At 59.0% G+C, this 12,606-nt stretch carries 9 protein-coding genes; all 9 read left to right on the top strand.

Annotated elements, in window-relative coordinates; translation table 11 throughout:
- Window positions 1-22: 22 nt before the first annotated feature.
- The gene (locus tag O9H32_RS03020) at window positions 23-1,807 is read left to right on the top strand and encodes a cache domain-containing sensor histidine kinase (protein WP_269864340.1); all 1,785 of its coding nucleotides are present in this window, start codon (window positions 23-25) and stop codon (window positions 1,805-1,807) included.
- 188 nt (window positions 1,808-1,995) lie between these two features.
- Window positions 1,996-3,297, top strand: a complete 1,302-nt coding sequence (locus tag O9H32_RS03025) for an ABC transporter substrate-binding protein (protein WP_269864341.1) — start codon at window positions 1,996-1,998, stop codon at window positions 3,295-3,297.
- Window positions 3,298-3,429: 132 nt separating this feature from the next.
- The gene (locus tag O9H32_RS03030; RefSeq protein WP_269864880.1) at window positions 3,430-4,329 is read left to right on the top strand and encodes a carbohydrate ABC transporter permease; all 900 of its coding nucleotides are present in this window, start codon (window positions 3,430-3,432) and stop codon (window positions 4,327-4,329) included.
- Entirely contained in the window at window positions 4,322-5,146 is an 825-nt protein-coding gene (locus O9H32_RS03035) for a carbohydrate ABC transporter permease (protein ID WP_269864342.1), read from the top strand. The genes O9H32_RS03030 and O9H32_RS03035 overlap by 8 nt, the downstream gene beginning before the upstream one ends.
- 337 nt (window positions 5,147-5,483) lie before the next feature.
- Window positions 5,484-6,434, top strand: a complete 951-nt coding sequence (locus O9H32_RS03040; RefSeq protein ID WP_269864881.1) for an ABC transporter permease — start codon at window positions 5,484-5,486, stop codon at window positions 6,432-6,434.
- A gap of 18 nt (window positions 6,435-6,452) precedes the next feature.
- Window positions 6,453-7,331 (top strand): carbohydrate ABC transporter permease, encoded by an 879-nt coding sequence (locus O9H32_RS03045; RefSeq protein ID WP_269864343.1) that lies wholly within the window; start codon window positions 6,453-6,455, stop codon window positions 7,329-7,331.
- Between the two features lie 80 nt (window positions 7,332-7,411).
- Entirely contained in the window at window positions 7,412-9,001 is a 1,590-nt protein-coding gene (locus O9H32_RS03050) for an extracellular solute-binding protein (RefSeq protein ID WP_269864344.1), read from the top strand.
- Between the two features lie 50 nt (window positions 9,002-9,051).
- A complete protein-coding gene (locus O9H32_RS03055; protein WP_269864345.1) occupies window positions 9,052-10,929 on the top strand; it encodes a sensor histidine kinase in 1,878 nt (625 codons plus the stop codon).
- Window positions 10,914-12,521 carry a response regulator transcription factor gene (locus O9H32_RS03060; RefSeq protein WP_269864346.1) on the top strand — a complete coding sequence of 536 codons (1,608 nt, stop codon included), beginning with the start codon at window positions 10,914-10,916 and terminating at the stop codon, window positions 12,519-12,521. The genes O9H32_RS03055 and O9H32_RS03060 overlap by 16 nt, the downstream gene beginning before the upstream one ends.
- The last annotated feature ends 85 nt before the right edge of the window (window positions 12,522-12,606 follow it).

Genomic DNA, 12,606 nt, shown 5'->3' on the forward strand with positions numbered 1-12,606 from the left:
AACACCGGGGGAGAGAAAAAGAGTGAAGCTCATACGGTCGCTGTGGGAGCAGTGGAGAGGGAGCCGCTTGTTCGTCAAGCTGATCGCCGTGATGGTGGTCAGCATTGTTGCCGTATCGGCGGCCACCTCATGGATTACGCTGCATATGTCGGTGAAGCTCTTCACCGAGACGTTCGGGATCACCAACGCCAAGGTGATCTCCCAGATCAAGACGAACATGGACTCGTTCCACTACACGGTCATTACGGCCGCCAATAATGTATTCCAGAGCGGGACGGTCAAGTCGTTCCTGACGGAAGGGGACAGCGATTCCCTGACGATGGCCAGGCAGTACGGCAGCATCCGCCAGGAGATGGACCGGATCCAGTCGATCATCGACGCCTACCAGGTCAGCATCACGATCAGCGGCGTCAACGGCCGCAGCTACTCGACGGACCGGTCCCTGCTGCCGCTGCAGGCCAGGCAGCTCGAGGGGTTGGATATGACGCGCAGGGCCCTGGAGCAGCCGAAGAAGATGACCTACCAGTACTACCGGCCCGGCCCGGCGGATGCGGGGAGCAAGGAGCCGCTGATCGTTGCCACGCAGGTGATCCGCGAACGCTCCACCGAGGAAGTCTACGGCATGCTGTATGTGGCGATCCGGGAGAGCGACTTCCGTCAGTTCTATTCGAGCTTCACAAGCGAAGGCAACGATGTGGTGATGCTGGGCCCCACGGGCCTCATCGTCTCGAGCAACCGGGAGGATTACCGGGGAGAGTATACGCCGGAGCTGCTGCGGTACGCCTCGCAGATTACAGAGCAGCAGGTGCGCACCGTGAACGGGAAGGTGTGGGGGAAGGACAGCATTATTCTGGCGGAGGAGCTGCCGTTCTATGATGTATACCTTGTCAATGTCATTGACAGCGAGCTTGCTTCGGGCCAGATGCTCAACAAGAAAGCGATCGTCCTCACCTGCTCCTTGTTCGTGCTGGCGGCGCTGGTCATCGTGTTCCTGATCACAAGAGGCATGACCCGGTCGCTGACGCTGCTCGTCCGCCAGATGTCCCGGATCACGGAGAATGACTTCGCGAACTATATCTCGGTCACGGGCAGCTACGAGACCCGGCAGGTCGGGCAGGCCTTCAACTATATGCTCGATGAGCTCCACGAGTATGTCGACAAGCTGGTGGCCACGCAGAAGGAGCAGCGCAATGCGGAGCTGGCGGCGCTGCAGCGTCAGATCCATCCGCATTTTCTGTACAACACGCTCGCTTCGGTCAAGTTCCTGGTGCAGCAAGGCAGCAAGGAGAAGGCGGCGGAGACGATTCATGCGCTGATTACGCTGCTCCAGAATGCGATCGGGAATGTGAGCGAGACGGTCACGGTGGAGCAGGAGATATCCAATCTCAAAAGCTACGTCTTCATCAACCATGTCCGCTACGGGGACCGGGTAAGGGCCAATTTCTTCATCGGCCCCGACTGCCTGCGGTACCATGTGCCGAAGCTGATGATCCAGCCGTTCATCGAGAACGCGTTCTTCCACGGCTTCAACCGCAAGCAGCAGGGCACCGTGCACGTGCTGGTCGCCAGAGACGGGGAGACGCTGGTCTGCGAGATTGTCGACAACGGGGACGGGATCGAAGGGCTGTCCGGGGAGCACATGCTGCCGGAGGACGGGGGGAAGAGCCATTTTTTCTCCGGGATCGGAATCCGGAATGTGCACGACCGCATCCTGCTGCTGTACGGGGAGCCTTACGGAGTGACGATCACGAGCCGGTCCGGCGAAGGGACGAGGGTCAAAATCCGGCTGCCGCTTCTCGAAAGCTAAAGAGAGTACAAGAAAACCAAAAAGAATACAAATGGCAGAAGAAAGCGGATACAAATTCACAAATAAAGTACAAAAGCGGACAATGATTCTCCTAACGGTACCGTCCACCCATTCGGTATGATACCTGTATAAGCGCTTACAACCTGTGTCAGTTGGCATCGATCATACTTAATGGGGGAATGAAAAAGATGAAGAAAACGATTGCAGTATCGATGGCAAGTCTCCTGCTCGCAGCAGGGTGCTCTTCCGGTGCGACCGAAGCGCCGAAGAGCGGAAGCGGCGGGGAAACCGCCGGAGCGGTGAAGGACGTCACGATCTGGGCGTGGGACCCGAACTTCAATATCGCGGCACTGAACAAAGCGAAGGAAGCTTACCAGGCGAAGAAGGGCGACGCCAATATCAATATTGTGGAGAATGCGCAGGCGGACATCGTCCAGAAGCTGAACGCCGGCCTCAACTCCGGAACGACCAAGGGACTGCCGAATATCGTGCTGATTGAAGATCTGCGAGCGCAGAGCTTCCTTAGCTCTTACCCGGATGCCTTCTACGACCTCTCCTCCGTGGTCAAAGGAACGGACTTCGCCGACTACAAGGCCGGCCCGACATCCTTCGGCGGCAAGCAGTACGGGGTGCCGTTCGACTCCGGCGTGACCGGGTTCTACTACCGGACGGACTATCTTGAGCAGGCCGGCTTCAAGGCCGACGACCTCAAGAATATCACGTGGGACCGGTTCATCGAGATCGGCAAAGCGGTGAAGGCCAAGACCGGCAAGGCGATGATCTCCCTCGACCCGAACGACCTCGGAATTCTGCGGGTGATGATCCAGTCCTCGGGCTCCTGGTACCTGGATAAGGACGGCAAGACGCCGACGCTGGCCGGCAATAAGGATCTGAAGGAAGCGTTCGAGACCTATAAGAAAATGATGGAAGCGGACATCGTCCGGATGCATTCCGACTGGAGCCAGTTCGTGGCAGGCTTCAACAACGGCGAAGTAGCTTCGGTGCCGACAGGCAACTGGATCACGCCTTCGATCAAGGCGGCGAAGGACCAGTCGGGCAAGTGGGCGGTGGCGCCGATTCCGAAGATGGCGGGTAATTCTAAGTCCGTCAATGCCTCGAACCTCGGCGGCTCCTCGTGGTACGTGCTGAACGTGCCGGGCAAGGAAGCGGCGGCGGATTTCCTCGCGAAGACCTTCGGCTCCGACGCGGACCTGTACCAGAAGCTGGTAACCGATGTCGGCGCGTTGGGCACCCTGAAGGCGGCTTCGAGCGGCGCTGCTTATGAGAAGGGCGACGAGTTCTTCGGCGGCCAGAAGATTACCGCCGACTTCGCGGAGTGGACCAAGCAGATCCCGAACGTGAACTACGGCATGCATACGTATGCGGTGGAAGATATCCTGGTGGTCGAGATGCAGAATTATTTGAACGGCAAGGATATTGACAAGGTGCTCAGCGATGCGCAGGCCCAGGCTCAATCGCAGCTGAAGTAAGAACGGTCAGACGGCAGGGACCGCTGCCGGCCGGTTGGTGCCGAGGAGGCACAGGCCGTACGGGCAGCGGTTCCCCTGCAGAAAGGAGGCGAGGACAACAGGATGAGTAATACGGCAAAGGTAAAGGCGGTCATGACATCCAAGCCGAAACAAAGAAAGAGCTTAAACGGGAATTATAACCGGGTCGGATGGGCGTTCGTGTTCGTGGCCGTCGCGATGATCATCGCTTTCTATTTCTATCCGATGGCCGAAGCGCTCTTGTTGAGCTTCCAATCGGGCAAGGGCTCGAATCTGACCTACACGGGCCTCGGCAACTACGAGCGGCTGCTGACGGATACTACGTTCCTCACTACGGTGAAGAACACCCTGATCTACCTGGTGATTCAGGTGCCGGTGATGATTGTGCTGGCCTTGTTCATCTCGGTGCTGCTTAACGACAGCAAGCTGAAGTTCAAGGGCTTCTTCCGGACGGCGATCTTCCTGCCGTGCGTGACGTCGCTTGTAGCGTACTCGGTTATTTTCAAATACTTGTTCGCATCGAACGGTCTGGTCAATGCGCTGCTGCTCAAGGTCGGACTCATCGCCGGCCCGATCCAGTGGATCACCGACCCGTTCTGGGCCAAGATCACGATTGTTCTTGCGATCACGTGGCGCTGGACCGGCTACAACATGATCTTCTATCTGTCTGCCCTGCAGAATGTCGATAATTCGATCTACGAAGCGGCGCGGATCGACGGGGCTTCGGCCTTCCAGCAGTTCTTCAAGATCACGATCCCGCTGCTGAAGCCGATCATCCTGTTCACCTCGATCACCTCCACGATCGGTACGCTGCAGCTCTTCGACGAGGTCATGAACATCACGAAGGGCGGGCCGGGGAATGCGACGATGACCATCTCGCAGTATATCTACAACCTCTCGTTCAAATATTCGCCGGACTTCGGATACGCAGCCACCGTATCGTATTCGATCCTGATCATGATCGTCGTGCTGGCCATTGTGCAGTTCAAGCTTGGAGGTGAGAAGAATGGCTAAGCTCCGGCGTACGTTCATCTATCTGTTCCTGAGCGGAGCGGCTCTCGTCTCGATCTTCCCGTTCCTGTGGATGGTGATCTCCTCCACGAACCGGTCGGTCGATGTGACGAAGGGCGTGCTGATGCCCGGCTCTTACTTCATGGCCAACCTGCGGAAGCTGCTCGACAGCACGGAGCTCATCCACGCGCTGGGCAACTCCGCCAAGCTCTCGCTGAGCACGACGTTCCTCGCGCTGCTCATCGCCTCTCTTGCCGGATACGGCTTCGAGATCTTCCGCAGCAAGGCGCGGGATATCGTCTTCACCGTGCTGCTGCTGTCGATGATGATTCCCTTCGCAGCGATGATGGTGCCGCTCTACCGGATGTTCGCCCGCATCTCGCAGGTCGTCCCGGCCATCGGGATCGACACGATGTATGCGGTCGTCCTCCCGACGGTCACCACCGCCTTCCTCATCTTCTTCTTCCGGCAGAGCACGAAGATGTTCCCGAAGGATATGATCGAGGCGGGGCGTATGGACGGGCTCACCGAGCTCGGCGTCTTCTTCCGGCTCTACGTGCCGACGATGAAGACGACCTATGCGGCTGCGGCGATCATCACGTTCATGTCGAGCTGGAACAACTACCTGTGGCCTCTGGTCGTGCTGCAGTCTCCGGACAAGATCACGGTTCCGCTCCTGATCTCGAACCTCGGGTCGAGCTATTCGCCGGACTACGGGCTGATCATGACGGCGATCGTCATCGCGACAGTGCCTACCGCGCTGGTGTTCTTCCTGATGCAGAAGCACTTCGTGGCGGGCATGATGGGGTCGGTCAAATAAGACCGGTGATTGCCGATGCACCGCATTTTCACCGACAACCAGAATCCGCTGCGTCACCGGCTGGCGCATGCCATAGCGGCTGGCCCGCCGATATGCTGGCCCGCTGGCAGCCGATACACCCAACCGTATCCATTGCAGGATGCGGTTTTTTGGCGTCCAAGGGTTGGCTGTCCCCATTACAGCCAACGGCTCCCGGGAGTTCACGGGTCACCAAACCCGTATAGAAGGTCACGAGACCAAAAGACAGGCGACCCGCTTACATGGGATAATGTGGGAACCAAGACGGAATGAAATCAAATAAAACTAGCCAAACGAAGGGGGCTTGGAGCCTGTGCAAATGGAATCGGCGGTGAATCCCGCCGTACGGAAGGAGAAGGGGAAGCGCTCCGGCTGGCGGAGGCTGATGGCCCAGAAAGAGCTGCAGCTGATGGTGCTGCCGGGCATTCTGTTCCTGATCGTGTTCAAGTTCTTCCCGATCTACGGCATGCAGCTCGCTTTCAAGGAGCTCTCGGTGACCAAGGGCATCTGGGGAAGCCCATGGGTCGGGCTGCAGCACTTCGAGGACCTGTTCACCTCCCCGGCGTTCGGGACGGTCATGTACAACACGGTGATGATCTCACTGCTGAAGCTCGTGATCCTGACCCCGCTGCCGGTCCTGTTCGCCCTCCTGCTGAACGAAATCCGCTCCTCGAGATGGAAGAGCGCGTTCCAGGGAATCTCGTACCTGCCGCATTTTCTCTCCTGGGTCATTGTCGGCGGCTTGATCCTGACGGTGCTCGGCAAGGACGACGGAACGCTGAACAATGTTCTGATGGCTATGGGCTTCATCAGCGAGCCGGTCTTCTTCATGGGAACGCCGGAGTACTTCTGGCCGATCCTGATCATCACGGAGAACTGGAAGGAGATGGGGTGGGGCGCGATCATCTACCTGGCGGCGATCGCAGGCATCGACCCCGAGATCTACGAGGCGGCCAAGATGGACGGGGCGAACCGCTTCAGGCAGATGCTGCATATCACGCTGCCTTCAATCCTGACGACGATCGTGATCCTGCTCATCCTGCGGATCGGCTACGTGCTTGATGCGGGCTTCGACCAGATCCTCGTGCTGCGCAATCCGGTTATCCAGGAGGTATCGGATATCCTCGACATCCACGTACTGGAGGCGGGGCTTCAGGAAGGCCGGTACGGCTATGCGACGGCGGTCGGCATGTTCAAGAGCGTCATCGGCTTCGCACTCGTATGGGGCAGCAATGCCATCGCCCGCAGGTTCCAGATGGGCATATGGTAAGGAGGAGGGCATAAGACAATGAAGCGAACGCTTGGAGAGCGGACATTCGACACACTCAATATCACGCTGATGGTGCTGCTCAGCCTCGGGACCCTGTACCCGTTCATCAACACGCTGGCCATCTCGTTCAGCGACGGGCTGGACGCCCAGAAGGGCGGGATCTACCTGTGGCCCCGCCAGTTCTCGGTGAGCTCCTATCAGGTGGTGTTCTCGGACAAAACGATTATCGGCGCGTATTGGATCACCCTGTCGCGGACGGCGCTCGGCATGCTCGTGACCGTATTCTGCACGGGCCTGCTGGCGTACGGCCTGTCCAAGCAGGGACTGATGGGCCGCCGGGCCTACCTGCTCATCTGCGTCTTCTCGATGATATTCTACGGGGGGCTGATCCCGACGTACCTGCTCTACAAGGAGATGGGACTGCTCAGCAACTTCCTCGTGTACATCATTCCGGGAGCGATCAATGTCTGGTACATGATCCTGATGAAGACCTTCTTCGAGCAGCTGCCCAAGGAGCTCGAGGAGTCGGCGATCATCGACGGCTGCGGCTACTTCAGCACGTTCTACCGGATCATCATCCCGGTATCGATGCCCATCGTGGCCACGATCTGTATCTTCGTCGGTGTCGATCACTGGAACTCCTGGTTCGATGCGTATATCTTCAACAACAATCCGAAGCTGCAGCCGATCCAGACATTCCTGTACAAGATCATCGCGCTGTCGCAGACACCGGTTACGAACGCTGCCCAGTCGCAGCTCATGGACCGGCTGAAGGCGAACCAGATGACGATCAAGGCGGCTTCGGTGGTGATCACGGCGGTGCCGATCTCGCTGATCTACTTTCTGTTCCAGAAGCACTTCACCAAGGGGCTCATGGTCGGCGCGATCAAGGGCTAGCGGATAGTCGAGCGAATCTGTGATTGTCAAATGAATCTATACCAATTAATATAAATCTAAATGAACGGGGTGTTCTTCTTATGAAACGTTGGAAAAGAAAGCTTCCGCAGACCGTCCTCGCCGTGAGCGTGGCCGCTTCGCTGACCGCCTGCTCCGGAGGGACGGCAACCGAGACGCCGGAGACGCCAGCTGCGGCCGAGAATGCCGACCCGAACGCACCGGTCACGGTGCAGGCATCGTGGATGTACGAGTGGTGGAAGCCCAAAGTGTGGGGCAGCGACCCTGTTACGAAAGCGCTTACCGAGAAAACGGGCGTGTCCTTTCAATTCAACGGCGTCTCGGGCGACGGGAACGAGAAAGCGAGCATCATGCTGCTCGCCAAGGATTACCCGGAAGTGATGTGGATGGACCGCGGGCCCGTACTCGACAAGTATATCGCTGCGGGGGCCCTGTATCCGATCGACGAGCTCGCCGAGAAGTACGGTTACAAGGATATACTCACGAAGAACATTCCCCAAGGAGCGGTCGATGCGCTGCGCAAGCCGGACGGCCATGTGTACGGCATCCCGAACTGGTTCAACGAGAAAGGCGAATTCTCCGTCGGCGGTTCGTTCAGCGTGCGGAATGACATCTACACGAAGCTCGGCACCCCGCAGTTCAAGACGGTCGACGAGCTGACCGAGTACCTGCGCAAGGTCCGCGACAGCAAGCTGACCATTGACGGCAAGGCGGTGTACGGCATCGGCTTCCAGGGGGTGACCGGGAACGTCGAGCGGATCGCGAACCTGTGGGGCGCCCAGAACGCCAGTTCGCGTTATTACGATGCCGGCGAGAAGCGGGTGAAGCACTTCATCCGCAGCGAAGCGACTCTGAATGCCCTCAAGTGGATGAACACCCTGTACAAAGAAAAGCTACTCGATCCCGAGAACTTCACCTACAAGACGGAGCAGTTCGACGAGGCGGCCGCCAAAGGCCGGTTCGCCGTCATCGTGGCGAACTTCTGGGATCTCTGGAAGGCGAGCGAAGTGCTGAAGCTGACCGATAAGCAGGCCTTCTACAAGGTGGTGCCGCACCCGGCGGGCACGGCCGGGGTGAAAGCCAACGGCGACGGCTACGATAAGACCGGCTGGAACATTGCTGTGATCACCAAGAATGCCAAGAATCCGAAGAAGATCATGGAGTTCTTCAATTATTACCTGAGTCCGGAAGGCCAGATTCTCTCCTTCTACGGTATCGAAGGACAGACCTGGGAGAACGTGAACGGCAAGCCGGTGCTGAAGCCGGGGGTATACGAGGAGATCATGAAGGACTCCGAGGGCTATGGGAAGAAAACGGGCGTCCGCTACCTCGACCTCAACCAGCACCAGAAGTACAACTGGGAGCGGGATGCGGAGGCGCCGGACCGCCGCGAGGACCGGAAGCTTGTCGAAGCGGTGAACTTCGATGCGACCCAGCTGCGCATCCTGACGCTGAACGGCGAATCGAAGGAAGGCATCGCGTTCGCGAACATGACCTCTTCCATCGAGACGGAGCTCACGAAGATTATCATGGCGGGCTCGCAGGAGGATGTCGTTACGCTGTACAACGAGCTGATCAAGAAGCTGGAGAAGCAGGGGCTGAAGGGCGTCGAGGATGCCTGGACCGCGATGTATAACGAGAAGAACAAATAAGTCATGCTGGAGCAGCGGAGCAAACCGGTCCCGGGAAGAGGGGGGCAGGTTTGCTTCGCTATCTATTCGGCCGGAGGGAGCCGGCACGGGCGGGAATCCGCTGCCGGAACAACCGGGAGGGAGAGGGTGATGCTGTGAAGAACAATACGTCGCTGCAAATGAGGATGGTCGCCGCCTTCGCGCTGGTGCTTACGCCGCTCATCATCTTCTTGTACTACATCACGCTCTACTCGATGGATGTCGTCCGGGTGCAGGTCGCCCAGTCGAACCAGAACCTGCTCTCCACGTATGTGCGCCAGATGGACCAGTCGATCTCGGGCATTACGAATTATCTCTACAAGCAGGTGCTCAGCGATACGGACCTGAAGACGGTGGGGATCTACGAATACGGATCGGAGGCGTACGACCTGTCCCAAGTGGCCCTCTCGAAGAAAATGTACGTGGAGCTCAACAATCATCCGGTGGCGGGAGCGTTCTTTGTCTATGACAGCGATGCGGACAACTTCATCGTGAGCTACCGGGACAAGAACCTTCAGGGGGAGCTGGAGGCGATCAAGGCGTATATGAAAGGGGGAGCGGCTTCCGCTTCCTGGAATGTGGTGACTAGCGAGGGAGCCCACGCCCTGCTCAAGGCCGTCTCCTTCGACGGTAAGGTGTATCTCGGCGCGTGGGTGCCGTTGTCCGCGCTGACCCAGTCCATCAAGCCGTTCAATTTCGGCCGGGAGGGCGAGATTTTCCTGCTCTCGGGAGCGGGTGCCCCGCTTACCGCCACCACCTTGGCTCCGGGCGACACGGCTGCGCTGCAGCAGATGCTTGGCGACCGGCAGGAGCCGTACCGGATTCTTGCGGACTCGCGGGAAGGAGGCGGAAGCCGGCTGACGCTTTGGATGAAGCTCGGCGAGACGGATCTGCATCTGGTGATTTCGATTCCCGAGACCAATGTGCTCCTGCAGCTCCCCTTCTATAAGAAAGTCATCTACCTCATTCCGCTTCTGTGCATCGCCGTGCTCTCCGTCTATTATTTTATTCTCCGGCGCCTTCTGCTTCTCCCGATGAACCGGCTGCTCGGCGGGATGCGCCGGATCGTGCATGGCGATCTCAGCGTCCAGGTGAAGGAGGAGCCTGCCGGCGAATTCTCTTATCTGATCCGGACCTTCAACCGGATGGGCGCCGAAATCCGCGATCTTACGATCGACCGGTACGAGGAACGGCTGAAAGTGCAGCGCGCGGAGTACAAGTACCTGCAGGCACAGATCAATCCGCATTTTTACCTTAATACCCTCAATATCATGTATAACTCCGCGGTGCTCCAAGAGTATGAGACGGTGAAGACCCTCGCGCTGCACTTGGCCGAGTTCTTCCGGTACCGGATCCGCAAGAATACCGATGAAGTGCCCATCCGGGAGGAGATCGCCTTCATCGAGGGCTACCTCGCCATCCAGAAGGTCCGCTTCCCTGAGACGCTTACCTATCGTATCGACGTGGAGTCGGGGTACGGCAGCCTGACTATCCCGCCGCTGGCGATTCAGACGCTGGTGGAGAACTGCATGGTGCACGGGTTCAAAGGGGAGGTGGAGCGCCTGCATCTAGATATCCGCGTGAAGCCGTCGGAGGAAGGGCCTGAGGGATACGCCGACATTGTGGTAACAGACAACGGGCGGGGCTTTCCTGTGGAGAAGCTGGAGCGCATGAACTCCTGCGGGTACTTCACGGACCTGACGGACTCCGACTCCCATATCGGCCTGTGGAACGTGTACCACCGCCTCAAGATGAAGTACGGGGACCGCGCTTCCCTGCAATTCCGCTGCGGGGAGCCGCGGGGGGCTGAGGTCATCATCCGGATTCCTGCCGGACCGCGCGGTATCGGGGAGGAAGCGGAGAGGATACCGGACAGAGGGGAGGAGGAGCAGCCATGCATTCTTTATTAATCGTAGACGACGAAAGAACGGCGGTCCGCGGCTTGTCCCAGGGCATCCCGTGGGCGGAGCTCGGGGTCACGGAGGTATACGAAGCCTACAATGCCAAGCAGGCCAAGGACATCATGAGCTCGCGCGGCATCCACCTCCTGATCTGCGACATCGAGATGCCCGGGGGCAATGGGATCGAGCTGCTCGAGTGGGTCAACGAGCATTCCGAAGATACCGTGTCGATCTTCCTGACGGGACACGCCGACTTCCAGTACGCCCGCAAAGCGCTGCAGCTGGGAAGCCAGGATTACCTCCTGAAGCCGGCCAGGCACGAAGCCGTCAAGGAGGCGGCGGAGCAGGCGCTCGTCCGGTGGAGGCGGAACCGGGAGTCGAGAGCGGACAGCGAGCTGCGCAGGCAGTACGTGCGCCAGTGGGAGGCGCAGCTGCCCTATCTCGTCGAACGGTTCTGGCAGGATCTCGTCAACCAGCGCGCCGTGCCGCGGCCCAAAGAGCTGGAGGCCTCGCTGAAGCAGTTCGGCATTCCGCTCCGGGCGGGCGACGGGGTGCTGCCCGTGCTGATCTCCGTCGAGATGTGGAGGGAAGAACTGACGGCAAGAGACGAAGAGATTATGGAGTATGCCATGCGCAAAGTGGCCGCCGAGGTGATCCTCGAAGCGCTGCCGGGTACGGTCCTCCTCGACCGCAGCGGGATCAATCTGGTGCTGGTCTATGCCCCGGAGGGGGCTGTTCCGGACCTTGGCGAGGTGAAACGCCTCTGCGGGGAGTATGTCCGGTACTGCGTCAGGCATTTCAAGTGCAGCCTGTCCTGCTATATCGGGGAGGTCGTCCGCATCTCGGGGCTTCCCGGGATGTTCCGGGAGCTCCTGGAGATGGAGCGGGCCAATGTCTCGACGCCCGGCACGGTGCAGCTGAAGGAAGAGCTTCCAGCGCAGAAGGCTCCCTGCGAATTCGCCGCTTCGCCGAATCCCGTCGCTGATTGGGTGCTGCTCTTCGAGCACGGGCGCCGCGCGGAGCTGATCGGCGGCATCGAAGAACGCTGCGCCGCGCTGGAGAAGAAGGAGCACGTGAGCAAAGAAGAGATCGAGTGCCTGTATGCGAGCGTCCTCTATACGCTGTATACGGCGTTCCATAAGAAAGGGCTGTCCGTCTATGAGGCATCAGGGCTCAGGGACCTGATCGATCCTGCGGCGGGCAGTCGGAATGCCGCCCATATCCGGCAGTGGGCGTGCAGATCGGTGGCTGCGGGCTTGGACTATTACCAAGAGGCGGCCGGCGGCGATACGGATCTCATCCGGAAGATCAAGAAGTACATCGCGGAGCATCTTCACGAGGAATTCTCCCGGGAGGATATCGCGGGGACCGTGTATCTCAATCCCTCGTATCTCTCCCGGCTCTTCAAGAAGCAGACGGGCGTATCGCTCTCGGATTATATCATCCAGGAGCGGATGGCCGAGGCGAAGCGGCGGCTCGCCGCGACCGGACTCAGCATCGGGCAGGTTGCGGAGGCTGTCGGATATATGAACGTGTCGCACTTCATCACGATGTTCAAGAAGGTGACCGGCACGACGCCGATGAGCTACAGGAAGCGGTAGAGGGAGGAGGCGATGGGCAAGAACGGCCTGAGCATCCTCTTATGAACCCGCCACAGATTATGAACCAGCCACAGATCCAACCAAT

The organism is Paenibacillus caseinilyticus, from assembly GCF_027533645.1.
Classification (GTDB): Bacteria; Bacillota; Bacilli; order Paenibacillales; family NBRC-103111; genus Paenibacillus_G; species Paenibacillus_G caseinilyticus.

Bases quoted from the DNA above. Each gene is read 5' to 3' on its own strand.
- O9H32_RS03040 (WP_269864881.1), top strand. From the start codon at position 5,484: ATGGAATCGGCGGTGAATCCCGCCGTACGGAAGGAGAAGGGGAAGCGC.
- O9H32_RS03025 (WP_269864341.1), top strand. From the start codon at position 1,996: ATGAAGAAAACGATTGCAGTATCGATGGCAAGTCTCCTGCTCGCAGCA.
- O9H32_RS03060 (WP_269864346.1), top strand. From the start codon at position 10,914: ATGCATTCTTTATTAATCGTAGACGACGAAAGAACGGCGGTCCGCGGC.
- O9H32_RS03035 (WP_269864342.1), top strand. From the start codon at position 4,322: ATGGCTAAGCTCCGGCGTACGTTCATCTATCTGTTCCTGAGCGGAGCG.
- O9H32_RS03045 (WP_269864343.1), top strand. From the start codon at position 6,453: ATGAAGCGAACGCTTGGAGAGCGGACATTCGACACACTCAATATCACG.
- O9H32_RS03050 (WP_269864344.1), top strand. From the start codon at position 7,412: ATGAAACGTTGGAAAAGAAAGCTTCCGCAGACCGTCCTCGCCGTGAGC.
- O9H32_RS03030 (WP_269864880.1), top strand. From the start codon at position 3,430: ATGACATCCAAGCCGAAACAAAGAAAGAGCTTAAACGGGAATTATAAC.